This is a genomic window from Alcanivorax sp. UBA3183 (assembly GCF_002364155.1).
In the GTDB taxonomy this organism is placed as follows: domain Bacteria; phylum Pseudomonadota; class Gammaproteobacteria; order Pseudomonadales; family Alcanivoracaceae; genus Alcanivorax; species Alcanivorax jadensis.
The window spans coordinates 1-26,235 of sequence record NZ_DEXN01000015.1 but is presented as its reverse complement, the minus strand read 5'-3'; the positions used below and the strand labels follow the sequence as shown (position 1 = coordinate 26,235).

Annotated in this window: 22 protein-coding genes and 2 tRNA genes; 7 read left to right on the top strand and 17 right to left on the bottom strand. The window is 58.1% G+C overall.

Annotation, left to right across the window (positions count from 1 at the left end; all coding sequences use genetic code 11):
• The 5 genes from B3Q33_RS06445 to B3Q33_RS06425 all read right to left on the bottom strand — a co-directional run.
• Positions 1 to 287 (bottom strand): SixA phosphatase family protein (locus B3Q33_RS06445; protein ID WP_286827264.1); only part of this gene is annotated, 287 nt, incomplete at its 3' end.
• Positions 284 to 1,315, bottom strand: a complete 1,032-nt coding sequence (locus B3Q33_RS06440; protein ID WP_286827323.1) for an NAD(P)H-dependent glycerol-3-phosphate dehydrogenase — start codon at positions 1,313 to 1,315, stop codon at positions 284 to 286. The genes B3Q33_RS06440 and B3Q33_RS06445, both read right to left, overlap by 4 nt.
• A 270-nt stretch (positions 1,316 to 1,585) precedes the next feature.
• Complete coding sequence (gene htpG, locus B3Q33_RS06435) at positions 1,586 to 3,433, bottom strand: molecular chaperone HtpG (protein WP_286827263.1); 1,848 nt, start codon at positions 3,431 to 3,433, stop codon at positions 1,586 to 1,588.
• Positions 3,434 to 3,506: 73 nt separating this feature from the next.
• Positions 3,507 to 4,409, bottom strand: coding sequence for a TIGR01777 family oxidoreductase (locus B3Q33_RS06430; protein WP_286827261.1), 903 nt, complete (start codon positions 4,407 to 4,409; stop codon positions 3,507 to 3,509).
• Positions 4,406 to 6,031 (bottom strand): hypothetical protein, encoded by a 1,626-nt coding sequence (locus B3Q33_RS06425; protein ID WP_286827259.1) that lies wholly within the window; start codon positions 6,029 to 6,031, stop codon positions 4,406 to 4,408. Before B3Q33_RS06425 ends, B3Q33_RS06430 begins: the two co-directional genes overlap by 4 nt.
• A gap of 499 nt (positions 6,032 to 6,530) precedes the next feature.
• Here B3Q33_RS06425 and B3Q33_RS06420 point away from each other — a divergent pair, with 499 nt between their 5' ends.
• On the top strand, positions 6,531 to 6,767 hold the full coding sequence (locus B3Q33_RS06420) for a PA3496 family putative envelope integrity protein (RefSeq protein WP_035244089.1): 237 nt from the start codon (positions 6,531 to 6,533) through the stop codon (positions 6,765 to 6,767).
• 166 nt (positions 6,768 to 6,933) lie between these two features.
• Here B3Q33_RS06420 and sucD read toward each other — a convergent pair whose 3' ends face one another.
• The 9 genes from sucD to sdhC all read right to left on the bottom strand — a co-directional run bounded on the left by sucD (position 6,934) and on the right by sdhC (position 18,331).
• Entirely contained in the window at positions 6,934 to 7,809 is an 876-nt protein-coding gene (gene sucD, locus B3Q33_RS06415) for a succinate--CoA ligase subunit alpha (RefSeq protein WP_272962660.1), read from the bottom strand.
• Entirely contained in the window at positions 7,806 to 8,975 is a 1,170-nt protein-coding gene (sucC, locus tag B3Q33_RS06410) for an ADP-forming succinate--CoA ligase subunit beta (RefSeq protein WP_286827256.1), read from the bottom strand. Before sucC ends, sucD begins: the two co-directional genes overlap by 4 nt.
• Positions 8,976 to 9,046: 71 nt before the next feature.
• A complete protein-coding gene (gene lpdA, locus B3Q33_RS06405) occupies positions 9,047 to 10,486 on the bottom strand; it encodes a dihydrolipoyl dehydrogenase (protein WP_286827254.1) in 1,440 nt (479 codons plus the stop codon).
• Positions 10,487 to 10,579: 93 nt separating this feature from the next.
• Positions 10,580 to 11,839, bottom strand: coding sequence for a 2-oxoglutarate dehydrogenase complex dihydrolipoyllysine-residue succinyltransferase (gene odhB / locus B3Q33_RS06400; RefSeq protein ID WP_286827252.1), 1,260 nt, complete (start codon positions 11,837 to 11,839; stop codon positions 10,580 to 10,582).
• A gap of 13 nt (positions 11,840 to 11,852) precedes the next feature.
• Complete coding sequence (locus B3Q33_RS06395; RefSeq protein ID WP_286827250.1) at positions 11,853 to 14,687, bottom strand: 2-oxoglutarate dehydrogenase E1 component; 2,835 nt, start codon at positions 14,685 to 14,687, stop codon at positions 11,853 to 11,855.
• 394 nt (positions 14,688 to 15,081) lie between these two features.
• Positions 15,082 to 15,798, bottom strand: coding sequence for a succinate dehydrogenase iron-sulfur subunit (locus B3Q33_RS06390; RefSeq protein WP_273009610.1), 717 nt, complete (start codon positions 15,796 to 15,798; stop codon positions 15,082 to 15,084).
• Positions 15,799 to 15,812: 14 nt separating this feature from the next.
• Entirely contained in the window at positions 15,813 to 17,588 is a 1,776-nt protein-coding gene (sdhA, locus tag B3Q33_RS06385; protein ID WP_273009612.1) for a succinate dehydrogenase flavoprotein subunit, read from the bottom strand.
• A 3-nt stretch (positions 17,589 to 17,591) separates the two neighbouring features.
• A complete protein-coding gene (gene sdhD / locus B3Q33_RS06380; RefSeq protein WP_273009614.1) occupies positions 17,592 to 17,963 on the bottom strand; it encodes a succinate dehydrogenase, hydrophobic membrane anchor protein in 372 nt (123 codons plus the stop codon).
• A complete protein-coding gene (gene sdhC, locus B3Q33_RS06375) occupies positions 17,957 to 18,331 on the bottom strand; it encodes a succinate dehydrogenase, cytochrome b556 subunit (protein WP_273009616.1) in 375 nt (124 codons plus the stop codon). Before sdhC ends, sdhD begins: the two co-directional genes overlap by 7 nt.
• Before the next feature lie 454 nt (positions 18,332 to 18,785).
• On the opposite strand from sdhC, the gene gltA reads away from it, so the two are divergent.
• The 3 genes from gltA (at position 18,786) to B3Q33_RS06360 (ending at position 22,413) form a co-directional block, all read left to right on the top strand.
• Entirely contained in the window at positions 18,786 to 20,069 is a 1,284-nt protein-coding gene (gene gltA / locus B3Q33_RS06370; RefSeq protein WP_273009618.1) for a citrate synthase, read from the top strand.
• Between the two features lie 366 nt (positions 20,070 to 20,435).
• A complete protein-coding gene (locus B3Q33_RS06365; protein ID WP_273009620.1) occupies positions 20,436 to 21,548 on the top strand; it encodes an SMP-30/gluconolactonase/LRE family protein in 1,113 nt (370 codons plus the stop codon).
• Positions 21,535 to 22,413, top strand: coding sequence for an NAD(P)-dependent oxidoreductase (locus B3Q33_RS06360; protein ID WP_273009622.1), 879 nt, complete (start codon positions 21,535 to 21,537; stop codon positions 22,411 to 22,413). The genes B3Q33_RS06365 and B3Q33_RS06360 overlap by 14 nt, the downstream gene beginning before the upstream one ends.
• Positions 22,414 to 22,471: 58 nt before the next feature.
• On the opposite strand, the gene B3Q33_RS06355 is transcribed toward B3Q33_RS06360, so the two are convergent.
• Positions 22,472 to 23,488, bottom strand: coding sequence for an amidohydrolase family protein (locus B3Q33_RS06355; RefSeq protein WP_273009633.1), 1,017 nt, complete (start codon positions 23,486 to 23,488; stop codon positions 22,472 to 22,474).
• 156 nt (positions 23,489 to 23,644) lie between these two features.
• On the opposite strand from B3Q33_RS06355, the gene B3Q33_RS06350 reads away from it, so the two are divergent.
• The 3 genes from B3Q33_RS06350 to B3Q33_RS06340 all read left to right on the top strand — a co-directional run bounded on the left by B3Q33_RS06350 (position 23,645) and on the right by B3Q33_RS06340 (position 25,587).
• Positions 23,645 to 24,052, top strand: a complete 408-nt coding sequence (locus B3Q33_RS06350) for an MbcA/ParS/Xre antitoxin family protein (protein ID WP_035244067.1) — start codon at positions 23,645 to 23,647, stop codon at positions 24,050 to 24,052.
• On the top strand, positions 24,049 to 24,750 hold the full coding sequence (locus tag B3Q33_RS06345; protein ID WP_349677885.1) for an RES family NAD+ phosphorylase: 702 nt from the start codon (positions 24,049 to 24,051) through the stop codon (positions 24,748 to 24,750). The genes B3Q33_RS06350 and B3Q33_RS06345 overlap by 4 nt, the downstream gene beginning before the upstream one ends.
• 72 nt (positions 24,751 to 24,822) lie before the next feature.
• A complete protein-coding gene (locus B3Q33_RS06340; protein WP_273009625.1) occupies positions 24,823 to 25,587 on the top strand; it encodes a TIGR01458 family HAD-type hydrolase in 765 nt (254 codons plus the stop codon).
• Between the two features lie 262 nt (positions 25,588 to 25,849).
• Here the strand turns inward: B3Q33_RS06340 and B3Q33_RS06335 are convergent.
• Together B3Q33_RS06335 and B3Q33_RS06330 are read right to left on the bottom strand one after the other, a co-directional pair.
• Positions 25,850 to 25,925, bottom strand: a tRNA-Glu gene (locus B3Q33_RS06335).
• A gap of 5 nt (positions 25,926 to 25,930) precedes the next feature.
• A tRNA-Ala gene (locus B3Q33_RS06330) sits at positions 25,931 to 26,006 on the bottom strand.
• Between the last annotated feature and the right edge of the window lie 229 nt (positions 26,007 to 26,235).

Here is a 26,235-nt window from a genome sequence, read left to right as displayed (position 1 = left end):
GGCGGGTTGGCAAGCAACCAGTCAAAAAGCGCTTGCGGGTTGGCATCCGGCACCAGTTGCTCACAGGTTTGCCGGGGCAAGCCACCATAAACTTGATCAATGCAATCTGCGGTCTGCTGGGCGCGCACAAAAGGGCTGGCAATCAGCGCCGATACGGCGATTCCGCTGTCCCGCATGCCTTGCCAGTGGGCAAGCAGTGCCGCCCTGCCCGTCTCGGTCAAGGGGCGCTGCGCATCCGTAGGCGCCCGGGAAACTGCCTGACCGTGGCGGCTGAGATAAAGCTTCATGCACTGGCTCCAGCGAGCTGGAATTCCACGTCGTGCTTGTATTCCCCACTCATCAACTGCTGGATCACCAGCTCCAGCGGCTGGCCATGGTAAACGATCTGATACAGGGCCGTCGCCAGGGGCATATAGACGCCCAGCTCGGCAGCCTTGTCCGCCACCAGCTTGATGGTGTTAATCCCTTCTGCCGTTTGTCCCAGGCTCTCCACCGCCTCATCCAGGCTCTTGCCCTGACCAAGCTGGAAGCCCACCTGGTAGTTGCGCGACAACGAAGAACTACAGGTGGCGATCAGATCCCCCACTCCGGACAGCCCCAAAAAGGTCATCGGATTGGCACCCAATTCCACCGCAAAACGGCTCATTTCCGCCAGGGAACGGGTAATCATGAAGCTGCGGCTGTTTTCTCCCACACCAATCGCTGCCGCCATACCAGAGGCGACCGCATAAATATTCTTCAGGGCGCCACCCAGCTCTACGCCGTAGATATCCGGGTTGTCATAGACACGGAAGTAATCGCAACTCAGCGCCGTCTGCACTACCTGGCACAACGCTTCATCCGGGCTGGCCACCACAGTGCCACTAAATTTCTGCTCGACGATTTCCTTGGCCAGATTGGGACCACTAAGCGCGCCGATACGGGCGTGGGGCCATTCCTGCTGCAACACTTCGCTCATCAGCAGAAAGCCTTCGGAATAGATCCCCTTGGTACAGCTGATCACCATGGTGTCAGCTGGCACCCATTCCCTGGCCTGACGAAGAACGTCCACAAACGCCTTGCTGGGAATGGCCACAAACACAAGGGTTGCCTGATCCAGTGCCTCTTCCAGGCTGTCTGTAGCATTCACCCCCACTGGCAATTCAGCACCGGGCAGATAGCGGCTGTTCTCCCGATCCAGATTGATCGCTGCAGCCGTTTCCGGGTCACGCACCCAGATATTCACCCGGTGTCCATTGGCGGCGAGGATGCTGGCCATGGCGGTGCCAAAACTGCCACCGCCCAGAATTGTTGCGTTATGTCTTTCCTGCTCCATACGGAACGCCTTGTATAGCAGCTTTTGAGGCATCATAAGCGCCCATCGAAGCAGAGACAACGGAAGCCTCATCAAGCTTGGGGCGAAGCCAACAGTAGGAGCGCCTCTTGAGGCGCGAACCCGAGCGTAGCGAGGACGGAAGTAGTTTCCGTCCGTCATCCCATATGCACATGTCGAGTTCTGACAGGCTTGATCGCCTGCGGCGATTCCCTCGCCGAGGTTCGCGCCTCACCAAGCGAAGCGAATAGTCGGCGCTCCTACAGTGGGTTATCACAACGCCCGAGCAAGAAGCTCCTGCAAGCGTCGTGCAGTCGCCGCCGGATCTTTAGGCAACTGCCCTTCGGCCAGCATGGCCTGGTCGAGTAGCAGTGCGGCCATGTCGTCGAAGCGTTCGCCCTCTTCCATCTCGGCCAACGCCTGTAACAGACTGTGGTCCAGATTCACTTCCAGCACCGGCTTATTCTCCGGCGCCGGTTGCCCTGCCGCTTCCAGCATGCGGCGCATCTGTGGCCCCAACTGATCTTCGGCCAACACCAGACACGCCGGGGAGTCCACCAGACGGGAGGTCGCCCGCACAGTTTCTACCCGTTCTGCCAGTATGCTGCCAAGACGGCCAATCAGCGGATTATCGTTATCAGCCTTGTCTGTCTCTTCACCCAGGTCCAGCTCGCCACGAGCCGCATTGACCAGCTTCACATCCTTGTAGCTATCCAGGTAGCTGACCATCCACTCGTCCACCGGATCGCTGAGCAACAGCACCTCGATGCCCTTCTTGCGGAAGACTTCCAGATGGGGGCTGTTCTCTGCCGCTGACGGACTGTCAGCCAACAGATAATAAATCTTGTCCTGGTCAGCCGGCTTGTTCTCCAGGTACTGATCCAGCGACGTGGCCACCTTCCCCGGCTGATTGCTACTGGCAAAGCGCAACAGGGCGGCAACCGCTTCCTGATTGTCCCGGTCTTCGCCGATACCTTCCTTGATCACCTGGCCAAACTGGGACCAGAAGGTGGCGTATTTTTCCTCATCATTGCCCAATTTCTTGAGCATCTGCAGCACCCGTTTGGTCAGCGCTGCACGGATTTTCTGTACCGGGCCATAGTCCTGCAACAGCTCGCGGCTTACGTTCAGAGGCAAGTTCGGGGCATCAATCACACCCTTGATAAAACGCAGGTACTGGGGCAGAAACTGCTGCGCATCGTCCATGATAAAGACACGCTGCACATAGAGCTTAAGACCACGATTGGCTTCACGGTGATACAGATCAAAAGGTGCCCGGGCCGGTATGTAAAGCAGGCTGGTATATTCCAGCTTGCCTTCAACCTTGTTGTGACTCCAGCTCAGCGCATCCTGAAAATCGTGGCTGATATGCTTGTAGAAATTTTGATATTCCTCGTCACTGATCTCCTGACGGGGCCGCTGCCAGAGGGCCGTGGCGGAATTGAGGGTTTCTGTTTTTTCCTCTTCGTCGCCTTCAGCCGGGGTGACAAGCGTGATCGGAAAGGCGACGTGATCCGAATACTGGTTCACCACCTGACGCACCTTGAAGTCATCCAGAAACTCCCCGGCATCCTTGCGCAGATGCAGAATCACCGCCGTGCCCTGCTCTGTCCGGTCAATGGTCTCCACGGTAAACTCACCCTGGCCATCGCTTTCCCAGCGTACACCGGCGGAGACATCGGTACCGGCCTTGCGACTTTCCACAGTTACCCTATCCGCGACAATGAATGCGGAATAGAAACCCACACCAAACTGACCGATCAGCTGGGCGTCCTTTTTCTGATCACCACTGAGCGAAGCGAGGAATTTTTCGGTGCCGGAACGGGCGATGGTGCCCAGGTTCTCGATAACCTCTTCCTCGTTCATGCCAATGCCATTATCGGCGATGGTGAGGGTGCCCGCTTCCTTGTCTATCCGCAGGCTGATGGCCGGGTCGTTCCCTGACTCCAGTAACGACGGCTCATCCAGTGCCTCGAAACGCAGCTTGTCGCAGGCATCGGACGCGTTGGAAATTAATTCACGAAGAAAGATTTCCCGGTTGCTATACAGGGAATGAATCATCAGGTGCAGCAGGCGGGATACTTCCGCCTGAAAACCATGGGTTTGTTTTTCTGCAGACACGGCTGACTCCTCTGGGTTTAATCACCCGGGAGTAATAGGGGCAGCCGTGTTTTTTTCAAGGGGGGAACAGGGATCAGCGCTTGATCTGATGGGCCAGGGCCGATCTCAGATCCGGAAAGCGGAACACGAAACCCTGTTGTTCCAGGCGCCGTGGGTAGACCCGCTGCCCGCCCAACAGGATCTCTGACTGCTCGCCCAGGCCGGCTCGCAGGGCCACTGAGGGCACTCGCAGAAAAGCCGGACGCTTGACCGCACTTGCCAGGGATCGATGGAACTCACGCTGGGTAACAGGTGCCGGTGCCGTGGCATTGAACACTCCATCAATCCCTGGGGTTTCCACAGCCCGCACCAGAATCGCCACCATGTCGTCGATGTGTATCCAGCTCAACCACTGGCTACCATCGCCGAGCATGGCACCAAACCCGAGCCGGTAAACCGGTAGCAGCTTGCCAAGCATGCCGCCATCACGGCCCAACACAATACCGGTGCGCACCAGACACAACCGCACTCCCTGACGGGACACCGGCCGTGCCGATTGTTCCCAGGCATCGCAGAGCAAGTAACCGAAATCACGCTTGCGGGCAGAGCTGTCTTCCGTCAGCTCCGCATTACCGGCATCCCCGTAGAAGCCCACCGCAGAGCCGGACACCATAACCGCCGGCTTGCGTTGCAATCTGGAGACCAGTGCCACCAAACCTTGGGTAACACCTATACGGGAATCAAACAGCACCTTTTTGCGACGCTCAGTCCAGCGCCCGGCAAACAGGCTTTCGCCGGCCAGGTTGATAATGCCGTCGACAGGATCATCATCGGCAATATCATCCAGGGACGACACGATACGGGTTTCCTCCGGCAACAGCTTGGCGACCCGTCTCGGACGACGACTGAGCACAACAAGATCGTGCCCATGGGCCGCCAGTCTCCGGCACAGGTGCTGGCCAATAAATCCACTGCCTCCGGTAATCAGTATCTTCAACGTGCTGCCTCAACCTTTTGAATGCTGTTCATGTCATAGAAGTATTCGATGTTGCCTGCTCCCATCGCCACACTCAAGGTCAAATGATCCTCGGTGACCGCCTGCAAAATTCCTGTACGGGTGGTGACGCCACTGGCGGTGATAGTGACGGATTTACCCACCAGGGCACGGAGCTCCTTCAGTTTCGCAGAAATTTCCTCAACTGGCTCCTCTGCCTTACTGACCTGCTGCGACGGTTGTTCAACCCGAGGTTCATTGTCGTAGACAACCTCCGCCTCCCCGTTGCCGTCGCCTTCTGATACCAGATCAACCCGTTGCCCATTGGACAACGTCAGTGATTTGAGCTCCTCTGCGGACACACTGCGCTCCACATTACCGCTACCCACATTCATGACCAGCCATAAGCGGTCTCCGCTGACACGGCGCAGCACCCCTTCAAGCTCACGGCCACTGCGAGTTTCCAGCAGTACCTTTCTGTCCATATAGGCAACAAGCTCCGGAAAGGTCTTCTCCACGGGCGGCAATGCCTGTACCTGTTCTGAGGGCGACTTTTCGAAAACGGGGGATCTCAGGGTTGCGCTGCCCTCTCGTGGCGGAGTAATCACCCGTGTTTCCATTGAGCCCGGGACCACGGCCCAACCCACTTCGCTCTTCTCCAGGCGCACATGCCGTTGTTCCACCGCACCGCTGGTCAACACTACCTGGGACATTACCTGCCCAGTGGCCTCGGCGCGACGCAGCTGCACATGCTCCGCCTGAACGGATTCCAGCATCCCTTCCGGGAACTGGGTCGCCAGATACTCCTCTGCCACATAGGCGAGGGTGTCATCGTGGTCAAAATGCAAATCGACATTGCCATTACGATAGCGAAGATGATTGGAATACGCCGTGAAGTCACCGACCAGATAGCTTTTAAAGCTGTCCGGCATGACCAGCACCATGGAACCGGAAAGCTGATCGGTATCCAGCGGTGCCAACGCCAGCTCCAGACGGTAGCCACCGGAGAAAATGCGGGTTTCCGGATAGTCCTGCCCCTCCGGTTTCCAGGACAAATGCACCACCGGGGCCCCTTCATCGGATGGGTTCACCAGCATTGAACGGCGCTCGGTGATTGCTTCAGGGTCCCAACCCAGAAGAACGCGTACTTCCAGTTCCGGCAGGAAGCCTTTTCCCTGGCTGACGGTCAGGACTCCGTCTATCAGCGCCACCCGGTCATAACGGAATTTTTTTCCATGCAAACGGCCTGACAGGGCTTTTCCCTGACCTTCTACTACCAGCAGCGCGGCCTCCTCAGAAGTCACAAATGCAGTACTGGTGGCCATATTGTCGCCCCGCAAAACCTGGCCCGCCTGCCCCGCCAGGTTTTGCCGGGGAGCCTGTTCCAGCGGGCTCTGCCCGGTTGCCAGAAACAGCGCTACCCCTACCGCCGCCGTCAGCAAAGACGCTACTCGCCCCAGCGCCCACCAGCGATATTCTTCCCAGTGCTGCTGCACCTGCCCCAGGCTTGCCAGGGGTAACAGGAAAAACAAGGCACTGTGTCCCCGGCTACCCGCCTCGTGCATCAGGCCAAGGGTGCTGATGATGAAGCCACTTACCCCAATAATGATCAGCAGTTCTGCCATCTTCTTATTCTCTCAACAGATGATTCTCTCAACGGAGCGTTGAATACGCTTCTGTGAAGCGTTGTTGGCGCTTTTGCCCTGCTAGCCAGCAATACGCATATGGCCTCTGCAGATTCTCGGCCAAGGTAACCGGGTGGCTGCACAAGCCGCCCTGCGGGACACGCCGGAACAGGCTCTGCAGGCTCCAGACGGAAAGGTCATCCCGATGCCTCCACTTTACAAAGCCGGGGCCGGGCATTCCAGCACTTAAGTGACTGATTTTTCTATCCAGTGGCCAGGCATGATCTCCATCACACTCCGCCCTGCGGCAGCCGGCCAGATCCGCTTGCTGCGCCGTCAGGTGCTCCAGCCACCACCACTTATCATCGGAAATAAAAAAAAACTTGTAAGCGGGAAAATCTGGAGATATACAGGCGCTGAGGACGTTAGGAAACCGGTGCCCCGGACCTGACTAGCCGATTAACAGGTTGTTTGAGGAGGTCAGACACAGGAGGCCACCATGAGTAACCATCGTAATGAGCAAGACCTTGATTCGGAAGATCTGCTGATGAACGAAGATTTCGATATCCTGGATGACGACGTGGACGATGAAGAACAAGAGGAACGCAGCGCGCGCTCCCGTGCGTTCAACATGGACATGCGTCATCGCATCGAAGATCGTCTGGAGGCCCGTCGCCTGAAAAAGGAACTCAACGAGTACGAGTTCTTCGATCTGGACGACGATATTCTCCACTGAAGGGCGCTGCTCACACTATTTCTATGGCCCCTGTGGAGGGTTCAAACCGGGAGGAAAAGGCTGACCCCTTTTCCCACTGCCAGAGACTATAGAAATAGTGTGGGCAAACCCCACAAAAAAGGCCGGCGCAATGCCGGCCTTTTTTGTGTATCAGCGAAGGATTGTATTACCAGCCAGTCGCTTCTTTCACGGCCTTACCAATTTCCGCAGGGTTACGTACGGTTTTCACACCGGCCGCTTCCAGGGCGGCAAACTTCTCGTCCGCCGTGCCTTTGCCGCCGGCAATGATAGCGCCGGCATGGCCCATACGCTTGCCCGGAGGCGCGGTCACACCGGCGATATAGCTCACTACCGGCTTGGTCACGTGCTCCTTGATATAGGCAGCCGCTTCGTCTTCCGCGGTGCCACCGATCTCGCCGACCATGACAATGGCTTCGGTCTGCGGATCGTTCTGGAACAGTTCCAGAGCATCAATAAAGGTGGTGCCGGGGATCGGGTCGCCGCCAATACCGATACAGGTAGACTGGCCAAAACCCAGTTTGGTGGTCTGATTGACCGCCTCATAGGTCAGGGTACCTGAACGCGATACGATGCCCACTTTGCCCGGCTGGTGGATATGCCCCGGCATGATGCCGATCTTGCACTCACCCGGGGTAATCACCCCAGGACAGTTGGGACCGATCAGACGCACACCGCCCTTGCGGGTGATGTATTCCTTCACGTACAACATATCCAGCGCCGGGACACCCTCGGTGATGCAGACGATCAGTTCGATGCCAGCATCGGCAGCTTCGAGAATGGAGTCCTTGCAGAACGGTGCCGGCACATAGATCACACTGGCAGTGGCGCCGGTTTCGGCAACCGCCTCGGCCACGGTGTTGAACACCGGCAGGCCCAAATGCGTCTGGCCGCCCTTACCCGGGGTCACACCACCCACCATCTTGGTGCCGTATTCGATAGCCTGCTCGGAGTGGAAGGTGCCCTGGCTGCCGGTGAAACCCTGGCAGATCACTTTGGTGTTCTTGTCGATCAGTACGCTCATGCGGCACCTCCCACTGCTTTTACTACCTGCTCGGCAGCATCATCAAAACTTTGCGCGGCGATAATGTTCATGCCGCTTTCCGCCAGCTTCTGGGAGCCCAGCTCCGCGTTGTTACCTTCCAGACGAACGACCACCGGCACGGTGACACCCACCTCTTCCACGGCACCAATGATGCCCTCGGCAATCAGGTCGCAACGAACAATACCGCCGAAGATGTTCACCAGCACGCCTTTCACCTGATCATCGGAGAGAATGATCTTGAAGGCTTCGGTAACTCGCTCCTTGGTGGCACCGCCGCCCACGTCCAGGAAGTTGGCCGGCGCACCGCCTTTCAGCTTCACCAGGTCCATGGTGCCCATGGCCAGGCCAGCACCATTGACCATGCAACCGATGTTGCCGTCCAGTGCCACGTAGTTCAGGTCCCACTCGGCCGCACGACGCTCACGCTCGTCTTCCTGGCTGGGATCTTCCAGGGCCTTGATATCCGGGTGGCGGTACAGCGCAGAGCCATCCACGTTGATCTTGGCGTCCAGGCAATGCAGATCGCCCTGGTCCGTGATCACCAGCGGATTGACTTCGATCAGCGCCAGATCCTTGTCCTCAAACAATTTCGCCAGGCCAACAAAGATCTTTGCGAACTGACCAACCTGTTTGCCTTCCAGGCCAAGCTTGAAAGCAATGTCACGGGCCTGATAGGGCTGCGCACCGACCAGCGGATCGATTTCCGCACGCAGGATTTTTTCCGGGGTTTCTTCGGCAACGGTTTCAATGTCCACGCCACCTTCAGTGGAGGCCATGAACACAACGCGCCGGGAGGCACGGTCAAACACCGCACTCAGGTACAGTTCCTTGGCGATGTCGGTGCAGGTTTCCACCAGGATCTTGGACACCGGCTGACCATGCTCATCGGTCTGGAACGTGACCAGGTTTTTACCCAGCCACTTTTTGGCAAACTCCGCCGCTTCTTCCGGGCTGTTCACCAGTTTCACGCCACCGGCCTTACCCCGGCCACCCGCGTGCACCTGGGCTTTTACCACCCACTTTTCACCACCAATTTCTTTGGTTTTGGCTGCGACCTCTTCCGGAGTATCGCAGGCGAAACCGGTAGAAACTGGCAGACCATAATCAGCAAAAAGCTGCTTTGACTGATATTCATGGAGATTCATGCCAATACTTCCATATCAATGAATGAGTGGCGCCCGTCTGGACGCCGTCACTTCGCGACCGTTCTGCGGCGTTATTTCTTGCGCCGACGCTGCGCCACATGGATTGCCTTGTAATCCACGGCCAGGGCGGCTTCATGAACGGTTTCCGACAGGCTCGGATGACCGAACACCATCAGTTGCAAATCTTCTATGGTGGCGCCGAATTCCATCGCCACCACGCCTTGCTGGATCAGTTCTGAGGCCTGAGGCCCCACCACATGCATACCGAGAATGCGGTCGGTTTTCTCATCGGCCACAAACTTCACCATGCCCCCGGTCTCACCGGCCGCCATGGCGCGACCATTGGCCGCAAAAGGCACAGCCCCGGTCTTGTAGGCTTCACCGGATTCCTTCACCTCTTCTTCGGTCTTGCCCACCCATGCCACTTCCGGATGGGTGTAGATCACCCCGGGAACGGCATCGTAGTTAACCTGGGTGTGCTCGCCGGCAATCACCTCGGCCACCATCACACCTTCCTCGATGGCCTTGTGCGCTAATGCAGGGCCACGCACCAGATCACCAATGGCGTAGACGCCGGGCACATCGGTACGGCACTGGTTGTCCACGTAAACGAAATTACGCTCATCCAGGCTGACACCGGCATCCTGACTGAGCAGGCCTTCGGTATAGGGGCGACGGCCCACGGCCACGATCAGTCGGTCGAAGGTCTCCTGCTGATCACCGTCCTTGTCGGTGAAGCTCACCACGACCTGGTTCTTCTTCATCTCGGAGCCGGTAACCCGGGCACCAAGGCGGATATCCATGCCTTGTTTGCTGAACTGCTTCTTGGCGTCCTTGGCGATCTGCTGATCCACCGTCGGCAGGAAGGTGTCCACTGCTTCCAGTACCACCACTTCGCTGCCGAGACGGGCCCAGACACTACCCAGTTCCAGCCCGATCACACCGGCACCAATCACACCGAGACGCTTGGGCACTTCGGGAAGATCCAGGGCGCCGGTAGAGTCGACGATAATCTTCTGATCAACCGGGGTCGGTGGAATCTCCACCGGCACGGAGCCAGCAGCCAGAATGATGTGCTCGGCCTGCAGGGTCTGCGCATCACCGTCCAGGGGAGAAAATTCCACCTGTTTGCCACTCTTCAACTGCCCACTGCCTTGCAGCCAGGTGACCTTGTTGGCCTTGAAGAGCTGGGCAATGCCTCCGGTCAGGTTGCGGACGATGGTGTCCTTGCGCTTGTGCATGGTATCCAGGTCCAGGCTCACGTCGCCCAGCTTGATGCCATGGTCCGCCAGGGAGCTCTGCGCTTCGTGATACTTCCAGGAAGAATCCAGCAGGGCCTTGGAGGGGATACAGCCCACATTCAGACAGGTACCACCCAGTGCGGGCTCGTCCTGCTTGTTGATACGTTTCTCGATACAGGCCGTGTTGAAACCCAGTTGCGCACAACGGATGGCAGCCACATAACCGCCGGGGCCACCACCGATGACAATGACGTCGTACTTGTCAGCCATGATCTATTCCTTCAATCGCTGGCACGCTTCACGCAACACGCTGGCACGCCCTTAGCGTGGTTGCGTGCCAACGTGATGCGTGCAGGCATACATTCAGATATCCAGCAGCAAACGCGCCGGATCTTCGATAAAGTTCTTCACTGCCACCAGGAACTGCACCGCTTCCTTGCCATCGATCAAACGGTGGTCGTAGGACAACGCCAGGTACATCATCGGCAGGATTTCCACCTTGCCGTCCACCGCCATGGGGCGCTCCTGGATTTTGTGCATGCCAAGGATGGCCGTCTGCGGCGGGTTGAGGATCGGTGTGGAAATCAGTGACCCGAACACCCCGCCATTGGAAATGGTGAAGGTGCCACCGGTCATTTCCTCAATGGAGAGCTTGCCCTTCTGAGCTTTCTGGCCGTACTCGATGATCTGGGATTCCACTTCCGCCAGACCGCGCTGGTCTGCATCACGAATCACCGGAACCACCAGACCTCGCTCGGTGGACACCGCCACACCTACGTCGTAGTAACCGTGGTAGACAATGTCCTCGCCATCGATGGACGCATTCACTGCCGGGAACCGTTTCAACGCCTCCACACAGGCACGAGTAAAGAAGCCCATGAAGCCCAGGCGCACGTTGTGGGCCTTTTCAAATTCCGGCTGGTAATGCTTGCGCATATCCATGATCGGTTTCATGTTGACCTCGTTGAAGGTGGTCAACATGGCGGAGTTCTGCTGGGCAGACACCAGTCGCTCGGCGATACGCTTGCGCAGACGGGTCATGGGAACCCGACGCTCTTCGCGTTCACCCGGCGTTGCCGGTACATCCAGGGTAGCCGGCTGCTGCGGTGCCGGTTGACTGGCCCGCTTCTCTTCCTTGTCGCTGATGGTTTTTTCCACGTCCGCCTTGGTGATGCGGCCGCCTTTGCCGGTGCCGGTCACTTGGGCAGCGGCAACGCCATGTTCGGTCATCAGCTTGCGCGCCGCCGGGCCGGCCTGGTCCGACGCGCTGTCGTCGTCGCTGGCTGCCTCATTGGCGGGCGCCTTTTCTGCTGTCGAAGCCTCTTCTTTCTGCTCCGCCGGAGCCGAATCGGCCTTGTCACCACCAGACGACCCCGAACCGCTGGCGCCCTCTTCGAAATGACCCAGCACTTGCTGGCTCTCAACGGTATCGCCTTCAGCGGCGAGAATCTTGCTGACTACACCGTCAGCCGGTGCCACTACTTCCAGCACCACCTTGTCGGTTTCGATGTCCACCAGCAGCTCATCACGCTTGACCGCTTCGCCTTCCTGTTTGTGCCAGGTGGCTACGGTGCCGTCCGCTACTGATTCGGGAAACTGCGGAGCTTTGATATCAGTCGCCATGCCTAATCCTTATTTACTTGATCTCGAAGGCGTCCTGGACCAGACGCTGCTGTTGTTCCACATGAAGGGCCATGGAGCCAGCTGCCGGCGCGGCAGCCATATCACGGCCAGCGTAATGCACCCGCAGGTCTCCGACCTCGCGGGCCACCCGGTACATATGGTGCTGCGAGCAATACCAGGCGCCCTGGTTCATGGGCTCTTCCTGACACCACACCAGGTTCTCCAGATTGGGGTAACCCTCCAGCACTTCCTGCAAGCGCTGCTCCGGGAACGGATAGAGCTGCTCGACGCGAATCAGCGCGGTGTCGATCAACTCATCGCTGTCGCGCTTCTCGAGCAGGTCGTAGTACACCTTGCCGGAGCACATCACTACCCGTTTCACCTTGTCGCGATCCAGCTCTGCCGGGTCATCCAGCACGGTACGGAAAATACCGTCAGCCAGATCTTCCAGGGTGGAAATCGCTTTTTTATGCCGCAGCAAACTCTTGGGACTCATGATCACCAATGGCTTGCGCAGCGGGCGAACCGCCTGGCGGCGCAACAGGTGATAAATCTGGGCCGGGGTGCTGGGAACGCAGATCTGCATGTTGTGCTCGGCGCACAATTGCAGGAAGCGTTCCAGCCGGGCGGAGGAGTGCTCCGGGCCCTGCCCTTCATAGCCATGGGGCAACAGCATGGTCAGCCCACACAGGCGACCCCACTTGGCCTCCCCGGAGGAAATGAACTGATCGATCACCACCTGGGCGCCGTTGGCAAAGTCGCCGAACTGCGCTTCCCAGATCACCAGCGTCTTGGGCGTCGTAGTGGCGTAACCGTACTCGTAGCCAAGCACCGCCTCTTCGGACAGCAACGAATCATAAATATCGAAACGTGGCTGACCCTCATAGAGATGCTGCAGCGGCACATACTGCTCACCGTCTTTCTGGTTGTGCAGCACCGAATGACGGTGAGAGAAAGTGCCGCGGCCGGAATCCTGCCCGGTGAGACGCACATGGAAGCCTTGATCGATCAGGGTGGCGTAGGCCAGGGTTTCACCGTACCCCCAGTTCAACGGCAAGGCACCGGCGGTCATCTTGCGGCGATCTTCGAGAATCTTTTTCACCTGACGCTGAACGACAAGACCTTCAGGCGGCGTTTCCAGGCGAGTGGCAAGATCCTGCAACTTTTTCAGCGGATAGCTGGTATCCCAGTCATCTTCCACCTGATGGCCGATGTAGGGTGACCAGTCCACGAACAGGGACTTGTTGGGTTCGCGCACCAGGGATTTCACCACGTGGTCGCCCGCATCCAGCATGTTGCGGTAATCGTCAGCAGTTTTCTGTGCTGCCTGCTCACTGACCACGCCCTCACTGACCAGACGCTCTGCATAAAGCGTTCGCGTAGTCGGGTGGGACTTGATCTTCTTGTACATCAGCGGCTGGGTGGAAGATGGCTCATCCGCCTCGTTATGACCCAGGCGGCGATAGCAGATCAGGTCAATCACCACATCCTTCTTGAACTGCATGCGGTAGTCCACCGCCAGCTGAGTGACGAAGTACACCGCTTCCGGGTCATCTGCATTGACGTGGAAAATGGGGGCCTGCACCATTTTTGCCACGTCGGTGCAGTACTCGGTGGAGCGCGCATCATCACGACGGCTGGTAGTAAAGCCGACCTGGTTGTTGATGATCACGTGCAGGGTACCACCGGTATAGAAGCCCCGGGTCTGGGACATCTGGAAGGTTTCCATGACCACGCCCTGACCGGCGAAGGCGGCATCGCCGTGCAGCAGGATCGGTACGACCTGTTCGCCTTCATGATCTTCCCGGCGATCCTGGCGGGCCCGCACCGAGCCCTCCACAACCGGAGAGACGATTTCCAGATGCGATGGGTTGAACGCCATGGCCAGGTGAACTTCACCGCCGGAGGTCTGCACATTGGAGGAAAAGCCCTGGTGATACTTCACATCACCGGAGCCGGTTTCGATAAAGCTCTTGCCATCGAATTCCTCGAACAGATCCTTGGGACTCTTGCCCAGGGTGTTGACCAGCACATTCAGACGACCCCGGTGGGCCATGCCGATGACCAGTTCCTTGGCCCCGTAGCTGCCCACCCGCTGAATGATCTCGTCCATCAGCGGAATCAGGGATTCGCCCCCCTCCAGACCGAAACGCTTGGTACCCGGGTACTTGCTGCCCAGATATTTCTCCAGACCTTCCGCGGCGGACAGACGCTCGAGAATATGTTTTTTGACGTCTTCACCGTACTCCGGATGGCTGCGCACGCCTTCCATGCGCTGCTGGAGCCAGCGTTTTTCCGCGGTGTTGACGATATGCATGTATTCGGCACCCACACTGGAACAATAGGTGCCCTGCAAACAGTCAACGATCTCACGGAGAGTGGCTTCGGGCTTGCCGATAAACAGATTACCGGTCTGGAATACGGTATCCAGGTCCGCGGGGCTTAACCCGTGGTGAGACAACTCCAAATCCGGTACTGCTTCGCGCTCCATGATCCCCAGTGGATCCAGCTTCGCCACCTGATGACCCCGGTTGCGGTACGCCGCAATCAGGTGCAGCACTCGCACCTGGCGTCGCTCGTGCTCGGTGCTGACAGCACTGGCACCGAACTTTTGCACCCGGGAACGATTCTTGGCCTGCAACAGGAAGTATTCACGAACAGCCGCATGGGGAACGTCAGATTCGACGGCGGCATCAACACTGGGGAGTTTTTCGAAGTAGACGCGCCAGTCTTCCGGCACAGAATTGGGGTCAGTCAGATAGGATTCGTACAGTTCGTCGACATAGGCGGCGTTGGCTCCTCCGATATGGGAGGACTGCCATTGGCGCTGCATGGAACTGTCTTGCATGTCAGCTCGTTCCTTCAGCGGGAGGTGTCACACTCTGTGGTAGGTGGTGTCACTGCGACCACAGGGGGGCGACCCTGTTCCCGTACGCTTTGTATTGTCCGGGACAGCGCCTTTTAAGCCCTGCCCCACCCATGAGATGAAACAAAACCACTCATCGTCACCGGGTGGGGTGAGGGTGAGTGTTCTGTCACGTCTCGACGAGGGATTACCTCGAATCGCCGTCTAGTGTAGCCCTTTTATTTCGGTTTTGTTAGACGCCGATTTGATAAAACAACTTAACACTTTTTCTATCCATTACGGCACTGGCAAAACGTCGAATAGACACCATTCAACGACACTTTCTACGGTAACAGATACAAAAAAGGCGGCCATATGGCCGCCTTCTTCGTTCGGGTCAGATGCCCCGTTCCAGCAACATGGAACGGATATGGCCAATGGCCCGGGTCGGGTTGAGCCCTTTCGGACACACGCTGACACAGTTCATGATGCCGTGGCAACGGAACAGGCTGAAGGGGTCATCCAGCTTGCTCAGTCGCTCTTCGGTAGCCGTATCGCGGCTGTCCGCCAGGAAGCGGTAGCTCTGCAACAGGGCCGCCGGGCCCAGGAACTTGTCCGGGTTCCACCAGAAGCTCGGGCAGCTGGTAGAGCAGCAGGCACACAGAATGCACTCGTACAGGCCATCCAGCTTGGCACGATCTTCTGGAGTCTGCAGGCGCTCAATAGCCGGCGCCGGGCTGGTATTCTGCAGGAACGGCTGCACCTTCTCGTACTGGTTGTAGAACATACCCATGTCCACCACCAGGTCGCGAATGACCGGCAACCCCGGCAACGGGCGCAGGATCAGCGGCTTCTTGCCTTCCAGTACCCCCGGTGCCACCTGGGACAACGGAGTGATACAAGCCAAGCCGTTCTTGCCGTTGATGTTCATGCCGTCAGAGCCACATACACCCTCACGACAGGAGCGACGGTAGGACATGGAGGAATCCTGCTCTTTCACCAGAGCAAGGATGTCCAGCACCATGAGGTCTTTACCCTGGGTATCAACCTCATACTCCTTCATGCTCGGCTCGCGGTCCGTTTCCGGATTGTAGCGATAGATACTAACTTTCATCGTATTACTCTCCGTTAGTAGGTCCGAGCCTTGGGCTGGAAGGTGTCGACAGTCTTCGGCTTGAAGTTCACGTCACGCTTGCCCAGCTTCTTGGCTTTCGGGTCGAAGATGGAGTGGCACAACCAGTTCTCATCGTCACGATCAGGGAAATCGTAGCGGGAATGGGCACCACGGCTCTCGGTACGACCTTCTGCTGCAATGGCAGTGGCTTCAGCCACTTCCAGCAAGTTCTCCAGCTCAAGTGCTTCGATACGCGCGGTGTTGAACGGCTTGCTCTTGTCATCAAGATGCGCCTTACCAATGCGCTCGCGCAAATCCGCAAGCTTGGCTACACCTTCCGCCATCAGATCACCTTTGCGGAATACGCCGAAGTGATTCTGCATCACACTCTGCAGCTCTTTGCGCAGGGCCGGAATGGATTCACCACTGGTAGACTCATCCCAACGACGCAGGCGCGCCATAGCTTCATCGATGTTGGCATCGGTGGGCTCGTACTGGGTCATGCCCTGGCGTAGCTGATCCTCGATATAAAGGCCTGCAGCCCGACCAAACACCACCAGATCCAGCAGCGAGTTACCGCCCAAGCGGTTTGCACCGTGTACAGATACACAGGCTACTTCGCCCACTGCGAAGAGACCGTTGACGAACTGCTCTTCACCTTCATGGCCGCCAGACAGCTTGATGGCCTGACCGTGAACGTTAGTGGGGATACCACCCATCATGTAATGACAGGTCGGCACAACCGGGATCGGTTCCTTCACAGGATCAGTCTGCGCGAAAGTAATGGCCAGTTCACAGATGCCCGGCAAGCGGCTGTGCAGCACTTCTTCACCCAGGTGATCGAGCTTGAGGAATACGTGGTCGCCGTCCGGACCAGCGCCTCGGCCGTCCAGGATCTCCATCATCATGGAACGGGCAACAACATCACGGGAGGCCAGATCTTTGGCGTTTGGCGCATAACGCTCCATGAAACGCTCGCCATCCTTGTTGATCAGATAGCCACCCTCGCCCCGACAACCCTCGGTAACCAGTGTGCCCGCACCGGCAATACCGGTGGGATGGAACTGCCACATTTCGATGTCTTGTACCGGCACGCCAGCACGCAAAGCCATGCCAACACCGTCACCGGTATTGATCAGGGCGTTGGTGGTAGACGCGTAGATACGACCGGCACCGCCGGTAGCAAAGACGGTTGCCTTGGCCTTGAAGAACACGGTCTCGCCGGACTCAATATCGATGGCGATCACGCCACAGACATTACCTTCGTCGTCCTTGACCAGTTCGGAGGCATACCACTCGTTGTAGAACTGGGTGCCGTTCTTCAGGTTCTGCTGGTAAAGGGTATGCAGCAGCGCATGACCGGTACGGTCAGCTGCCGCACAGGTACGGGCCGCCTGGCCGCCTTCACCGAAGTTCTTGGACTGACCACCGAACGGACGCTGGTAGATACGACCTTCTTCGGTACGGGAGAACGGCAGACCCATGTGGTCCAGTTCAAATACCGCTTCCGGGCCCACATTACACATGTATTCGATCGCGTCCTGGTCACCGATATAGTCGGAACCCTTGACGGTATCGTACATGTGCCAGCGCCAATCATCGTTGGGATCAGCAGACGCGATGGCACAGGTAATGCCGCCCTGGGCGGACACGGTGTGCGACCGGGTCGGGAATACTTTGGAAATCAGCGCAGTCTTGAAACCGGACTGGGCCATTTGCAGTGAGGCGCGCATACCGGCACCACCACCACCTACGACGATAGCGTCAAACGTAATAGTGCGAATGGACATGGATTACGCCCCTCCCCAAATAACAACCAGACCCCACAACAGGTACACCACCAGTGCCAGTGCAATTGCCAGCTGGGCAATCAGGCGAACGCCGGTGGCAGCTTTACCCAGGGTCATGCCGGTCAGGTAGTCGGTGGTTACGCCCCACAGGCCTACCCAGGTATGTGCAGCAACGGAAACTACCAGCAGGGTGTTGGCAATCTGCATGCAGACAGAGCTCATCAGAGCTTTCCAGCTGCCATAGTCCAGGTCACCGGACAGCATCAGGTAGCCCAGCATGCCGATCATGTACACACCAATGATAGCGGCAGACACACGTTGAATGAGCCAGTCATACAGGCCGTTCCGGCCCAGGCTCGTCACACTGGTTACCATATCCAGCCTCCTACCAGCAGAATCAGTACTACAGAGATGATGAACACCAGTTTGGCGCCGCGCTGGCCGCCTTCCAGGGTCTCACCCACTCCAGCATCCATAATAAGGTGGCGAATGCCAGCCACCAGGTGATACAGCAGTACAGCCAGAATGGCCCATACCACCAACTTCACCAGCGGGGAGGTCATCAGTTCTTTCAGGTCCGCAAAGCTCTCGGGAGACGCCAGGGAGCGATCCAGCATCCACAACAGAATCGGCAACGCCAGAAAAATGGCAACGCCGGTTACACGGTGGGTGATAGATGCTATAGCCGTGACCGGGAACTTGATCGTGCTCAGATCGAGGTTAACGGGTCGCTTATCGTTCACGGTAGCCTACTTATAGCCGGGCCCCAGGTTGGGGCGGTTGTCGGGAACTTTGGCAAAGTTGTTGAGATCAAAACGTGAAGTCTGATCTTAACAACCTCGCCTGGGCCGGGGTGGGCCCACACAAAACCCCCAGTCAGAGGTTTCTGCCGGGCGGCAGTATATCGCTGCGCCCTGAGCAAAACAAACGCTGCGCATCATTCAAACACAGTATCTTTCCTCTAACGCCTTGATTTACAATGGCGCACCGGATGTGAGCGCCCTAAAAAGAGCTTGCACCAGCCTGATGCAAAATGCGGTTATTGCTGTAACAGGCTGTTTACCCTACAAAAGTCTGACCCACCGGTTCCCGGGTTCGCGTTGACAAAGGTGTGTCAAAACTTTACCTTCCCCCGCGCTTTGGAGGACCTTCCTTGCCTTGAGGAACGTTCCCTCGTCCGCCAATGGAGAGATTCCCATGACCGAGAAGAAAGCCACTCTCAAGGTAGATGGTAAGGACCTGGACCTGCCGATCTACACCCCGACCCTGGGCCGCGATGTTATTGACGTGTCCAAACTGGTAGCCAACGGTGTCTTTACCTTCGACCCGGGCTTCACCTCCACCGCCTCCTGTGAATCCAAGATCACCTTTATTGATGGTGAAGTGGGCAAGCTGCTGCATCGCGGCTACTCCATCGAGGAACTGGCCGGCAAGTCCGACTACCTGGAAGTGTGTTACACCCTGCTGTACGGCGAACTGCCTACCGCAGAACAGCGTGATCAATTCATCAGCACCGTGAAGAATCACACCATGGTGCACGAGCAGATCCGCAACTTCTTCAACGGTTTCCGCCGCGATGCCCACCCGATGGCCATCATGTGTGGCGTAGTTGGCGCGCTGTCTGCCTTCTACCACGACTCTCTGGACATCAATAATCCCGAGCACCGTGAAATCACCGCGTACCGCCTGATCGCCAAGATGCCCACCATCGCGGCCATGTGCTACAAGTACGCGCTGGGCCAGCCTTTCATGTACCCGCGCAACGACCTGGGTTACGCAGAGAACTTCCTGCACATGATGTTCGGCAACCCCTGTGAAGAGTCCAAGATCAGCCCGACCCTGGCCAAGGCCATGGATCGCATCTTCATCCTGCATGCGGACCACGAGCAGAACGCCTCCACCTCTACCGTGCGTCTGGCCGGCTCCTCCGGTGCCAACCCGTTCGCCTGTATCGCTGCTGGCATCTCTGCCCTGTGGGGCCCGGCACACGGTGGCGCCAACGAAGCCGTGCTGAACATGCTCGACGAGATCGGCTCGCTGGATAACATCGACGCCTACATCGCCAAAGCCAAGGACAAGAACGATCCGTTCAAGCTGATGGGCTTCGGTCACCGCGTTTACAAGAACTACGATCCGCGTGCCACCGTGATGCGCGAATCCTGCCACGACGTTCTGGCCGAACTGGGTGTCAACGATCCACAGCTGGAACTGGCCATGAAGCTGGAAGAAATCGCCCTGAGCGACCCCTACTTCAAAGAGAAGAAGCTGTTCCCGAACGTGGATTTCTACTCCGGGATCATCCTCAAGGCCATCGGCATTCCGACCTCCATGTTCACCGTGATTTTTGCTCTGTCCCGTACCGTGGGCTGGATCGCACACTGGAACGAAATGATCTCCAACCCGTACAAAATTGGCCGCCCTCGCCAGTTGTACACCGGCGAGACCGAACGCGAGTTCATACCGGTAAACGAGCGCAAATAACCGCCTCGTTAGCGCCACACAGAAAAACCGCCTCCGGGCGGTTTTTTTGTGCCTGCTGCCTGTTAAGTTAAAAGGCTTTTTACCACAGAGGGCACAGAGTTCACTGAGTAAAACCCTTTCTTTTCAGAGGCAAGATCGCACTGCTTGCATGGCGAATTAACTGGCTATCTGCATAGCGCGCCCCAGAAAACCTGCAGCTGCGATGTCTTTTCCTCAGTGAACTCTGTGCCCTCTGTGGTAAAAACAGATTCTGCCTTTACCGCCCACCCCAACCACGCTCATCCGCAATGATTAGCACCCTGCATTTGCGCGACTGCTCCCTCCATGCAAGCATCGACGTTCCGTTAACCGATCTTCCGGATTCCAATGATAAAAAACATTGCACTGCTGATTCTCATCATTCTGGTTGGCTATCTGTTGTTCTGGCCGGTATCCATTGATCCAGTGGCCTGGCAGGCACCCGAAGCACCCGCGCTTGAAGGCCCCTATGCCAGCAACTCCGCCCTGGCGCAAAGCCGCTCCCTGGCCGTTGACGACGGCATCGGCCCGGAAGATGTGGCTATCGATAGTGACGGTTTTCTCTATGTGGGCTACGTGGACGGTCGCATCGTCCGCTTCAACCCGGATGGCAGCAACCCGGACCTGATTGCCGACACCAAGGGGCGCCCACTGGGCCTGGATTTTGACCCGCAAGGCAATCTGATCGTGGCCGATGGCTACAAGGGGCTGCTCAGCATCAGCCCGTCCGGGGCCATTGCCGCGCTTTCCCAGCGGGCCAACGGTGTGGATTACAAATTCACCGACGATGTGGATGCGGACAGCAACGGTGTTATCTACTTCACCGATGCGTCCAGCAAGTTCGGCCCCGCCCTGCACGCCCGCGATGACATTCTCGAACACGGAGGCCACGGCCGTCTGCTGCGTTACGACCCGGCCAGCGACCAGACCCAGGTCCTGCTGGATGGCCTGCAATTCGCCAACGGCGTGGCACTGTCCCGGGACGAAGACTTTATCCTGGTCAATGAAACCGGCAGTTACCGGATTGTTCGTTACTGGCTGAAAGGCGACAAAGCCGGCAGCCATGATGTTTTCTTCGACAACCTGCCCGGTATTCCGGACGGCATCTCCAGCAACGGTAACGGCACCTTCTGGGTCGCCCTGTTCAGCCCGCGTAATGCCATGCTGGACGCCATGTCCGACAAGCCCCTGCTGCGCAAGGTGGCCTTCCGGTTGCCATCATTCCTGCAGCCCCAGCCTGCCCATCACGGTTTCGTACTGGGTCTGAACGAACAGGGGGAAGTCACGCATAACCTGCAGGACACCAGCGCCGACGCCTTCGCCCCCATCACCAGCGTGGAACAACACGGCAATACCCTGTATCTGGGCAGTCTCACCGCCCCCCGGTTTGCCACCTACCCGCTACCGGCCAATGACCCCGCAACGGTTACCGAGCAGGACCCCAGCAATGCCACAAATTAACGCCGCGTTTATCGGACTTGGCACCATGGGCTATCCCATGGCCGGCCACCTGGCCGAAGCCGGGCTGTCCATGACCGTCTACAACCGCACCGCCAGCCGCGCTCACCAGTGGGCCCGGGATTTTAATGGCCGTACCGCTGCCACCCCCGCAGAGGCCGCTGCAGGCGCCGCCATGGTGTTCGTCTGCGTGGGCAATGACGATGACCTGCGCCAGGTCACTCTGGGCCCCGGCGGCGTACTGGAAACTCTCAGCGAACGCGCCCTGCTGGTGGATCACACCACCGCCAGCGCCGCAGTGGCCCGGGAGCTCGATGCCGCCTGCCGGGATCGCCAGGCAGACTTTATCGATGCGCCGGTGTCAGGCGGCCAGCAGGGAGCCGAAAACGGCCAGCTTTCGATCATGTGTGGCGGTGATGATTCTGCCTACCAGCGCACGGTTCCGGTGCTGAACCACTATGCCAAAGCGGTCAATCTGATGGGCCCGGCAGGCAGCGGGCAGCTCACCAAGATGGTCAACCAGATCTGCGTGGCAGGTCTGGTGGAAGCCTTGGCCGAAGGCATCGCCTTCGCCCAGAATGCCGGCCTGGATGCCGGCAAAGTGTTCGAGACCATCCAGCATGGCGCCGCTGGCTCCTGGCAAATGAGCCATCGCCACCAGACCATGATCAACGACCAGTATGAACACGGCTTTGCCGTGGACTGGATGCGCAAAGATCTGGATATTTGCCTGGCAGAAGCCGCTCGCAACGGCACCCTCTTGCCGGTGACGGCGCAGGTGAATGATTTCTATCAGGAGATCCAGACGATGGGTGGCGGGCGCTGGGATACATCCTCCCTGCTGCGTCGCCTGCAAAAACCCGAGTAGCCCTCTAACTCCGTTGTTGCCTTTTCAGCAAGGCAACAACGGAAAATTTCGATGCCCCTCAATCACTCCGATATTGCGCACCCTTTTCGGGCACAAGCGCAGCAGCATTGCCATTCGCCAGTTGCTCCGCCACTTTTTGGGGCAAGACATCCAGCAGCGATTGGTAGTCATCCATCAGCCGTTTCATGCTGCCAAAGTGCCCCACCAGGTCCGAGCCCAGGACAAAACGGTCTGGATAGTCCCTGATCAGCTCGATCCATTCCGCAGCGGGTTTGCCATCCTTGAGCAAATAGTGATCCTTGACGCTCCAGGACAGATCCACATAAAAATGCTCATAACGGCCCAGCAAGGCCCGCAGGATCGGCACCAAGGTACCCAGCGGCGCCTGCCGCTCTTCCACCCCGCCGCTGGTACCTGCATGTGCCAGCACAAAGCGGGTCTGCGGATTGGCGGCCAACGCCGCCTCCAGCTCTTCCAGGAAAATCGGCGTCTCTTCCCGCAGTGATGTCAGGTTGCTGTGCAGCAACACCGGCAGATCGTAGCGGGCCGCCAGCTTGTAAACCCGCATCAATGCAGGATGGTTGGCCCTGGGCGTTTCGCCCTCGGTCAGCGCTGTCAGCTGATCATGGCGGGTGAGAATTTCCCCGATGCCGAACCACATCCCCGGATACCGCCGTATCAACGCCTCAATCTGGTCAGCAGCGTTCATGTCCGTGGGATTAACACCACTGATAAAGGGTTTCAGCCGCCGCTGCTGCGCCTTCGTCAGCGCCTGGACCGCCTGTGCCACAATGTCATCGGTGGCGCTGTAGTAATACAACGGCGCCTCATCACCCAGGTAATAGCGTGGTTTTCGCGGTGCCTCCGCCTGCCACTTCTTCATCACCGGCAAGCCGAACAGCCAGGCCGTTTCCACCCCGGCCTGATCCATTGCCGCCAGCATGGCCTCACTGCCCTCACTGTCCTGCATGAAATCCACGTAATGCAGGTGCGCATCCGTCAGCGTCCTCGCCTGAATCCCTGCACTGCCCAGCAATATCAGCAATACCCACATCGACAACCCTGTCTTTGTCATCACAATGCCTTGTCTCTCATCTCGCTTTCAGAGACCGGGAAACCCGGCTCAAGTTCTAGCCATCCTCCCGAACTGGGACCTGGATCCGTCCGCATATCCACATATAGACAAAAAGAACAAAAAGGGCCATTATTGAACAATCAGTCAGGAGGCATGATGGAAGCAGCCAGACAACAGACACCGCAGGCGCTGGACGACGGTGCCCGCCATGCAGCACTGCGCGCAGTACTCAAGCTACTGGAGCACTGGCAGTGCAGCGAGAAGGAAAAGATGGCTCTGCTCGGCGTGGGTCGTTCCACCCTGCACAAGTACCAGAGCCAGCCGGACAGTGCCCGGGTCGGCAACGACCTGCTGGAACGCCTCAGCTACTTGCTGAACATCCACCAGGCGCTGCGCACCCTGTTCGGTAACCGGGAAAACGTCTACGGCTTCGTGCGCATGGCTAACCACAACCCGTTCTTCAACGGCGCCACACCCATGGACATCATGAGCAACGGCCGCGTGGCCAGCCTCTACGAAGTGCACCGTCAGCTGGACAGCCTGCGGGGCGGGCAATGGGGATGAGCGAAACAGAGATCCACGCCCTGCCCCGACACCCCTTCCCCTCGCAGATCGCCTATCGGCTGGTTAACGGCAAATACCCACCCATCGCCATCTTTGACGATGTGGCAGACCAGTCCGACTTCGATGCCCTGTTTGCGGTGCAGGCCCTGACCAACCCGCGCCTGCAGAACGAAGTGGGCGATCTCAACCGGGTGCCGCCTGCAGAGCGCCCCTGGGGCATTCCCGGCTGCAACTATGCCCTGGGACCCTTTGTCCACGTGAGCCCCGCCGGCTCCCGCTTTTCCGATGGCGCCTACGGTGTCTTCTACTGCGCGGATCGCATGGCCACGGCCCTTGCCGAAACCCGTTACCATCAACAGCGTTATTTCCAGCAGGTAGACGGCCTGAAATACGACCGCATTGTCATGCGCGGCCTCAAGGTCCACTTCTCGGCCACCCTGTGCGATATCACCCCGGCCACCCGATATCCGCACTGGCATGACCCGGACCATTACCAGGCCCCACGGCAACTTGGCCAGCAGCTTTACCAGCTGCGCGAAGCCGGCCTTCACTACGAATCCGTCCGCGCCCCCGGCAGCCACTGCTACGCCCTGCTCTCCCCCCTGGCGGTGGAGGCCATTACACCCAGCGCGCATTACGAGTACATCTGGGATGGCGAGAAAATTGCCCACACGCTGACCATTCGCCGCTTGAGCTGACCACACCGCCAAGCCTATGCTCTGAGGAGAGCCTACTTTCCCTCCATACACAGGCTCTCACGGAGGAGTGCCATGCCACTGCATGCCATCTGCCTGGACCTGGCCGGCGTGCTCTACCAAGGCCCGCGCCTGCTACCGGGCGCCCAGGACGCGCTTCAACGCCTGCGCGCCACCGGTCTGCCCCTGCGCTTTGTCACCAACACCTCCCAGCGCAACCGCAGCCAGATACTCAATGACCTGACCAGTCTGAACCTGGCGGTTGACGAGACAGAGCTGTTTACCGCGCCGCAAGCCGCCCACGACTACCTGACTTGCCGAGGGCTGACCCCCTACTGCCTGTTCCACCCCAATCTGAAAGAAGAGTTTGCTGATCTGGAAGGCAAGCAAGCCGATGCCGTACTGATCGGCGATGCCGGCAGGAAGTTCACCTACGAGCATCTGGACCAGGCTTTTCGTCTGCTGCACGACGGCGCACCGCTGATTGCCATCGGCGAAAACCGTTATTACCAGCTGGATGACGGTCTGCATCTGGATGCCGGCCCCTTTGTCAGGGCATTGGAATATGCTGCCGACTGCCGGGCCATCATCACCGGCAAACCCTCCACCGCGTTCTTTGAACAGGTACTGGCCGACCTGGGAACCCGACCCGAACATACCCTGATGGTCGGTGACGATGTCCATGGAGACGTGGAAGGCGCACTGAACAGCGGCATGCAGGCCTGCCTGGTGCAAACCGGGAAATACCGGGAGGGGGATGAGCAAGCCATCACCGGTGATTTTCACCTGGAAGCGGATATCACTGCCGTCGCCCGAACCGTAACCCACCTGCTCGGATAGCCATAGCGAGATTACATCAGCGTCCTGTGAGACGGTTGAAAACCTTTAGGACGCTGGCTTTCAGCATGGCTGGCAATCCAGTTGCACTGTCAAAGGTATTTCTCAAGGAAGAACGAGCGGGATCTGCCAGCCGATAAAAAAGGGGAGCAACCAAGCACTGGCGGCGCTACCCGGCAGCAAAGGCGAAGATCTGGACAATGATGACCAAGGATAAAACGCACAAATAAAAAAGCCCCACTCTTTCGAGCAGGGCTTTTCTATATGGCGTCCCCTAGGGGAGTCGAACCCCTGTTACCGCCGTGAAAGGGCGGTGTCCTGGGCCACTAGACGAAGGGGACGTATTTGGTGGAGCCAGGCGGGATCGAACCGCCGACCTCAACACTGCCAGTGTTGCGCTCTCCCAGCTGAGCTATGGCCCCAAAAACGTCAATCAGAACAAGGTGCATCCCGGTTGGTGCGGCGTATTCTACCCAGCACCCCTACTCTGTCAAGCGCTGACCTGTGGTTTTTTTCAGAATGAAGTCCATTTGACTACATCCTGAACAAGCTGCTGAAAATACATCCAGCTTCTAGCTTTGACCGTCCTACGGACGATGCCGTGCTTCGCAGAAATGACGAGGTCCGAGGAACTTTCCAGACCTTCCCTAT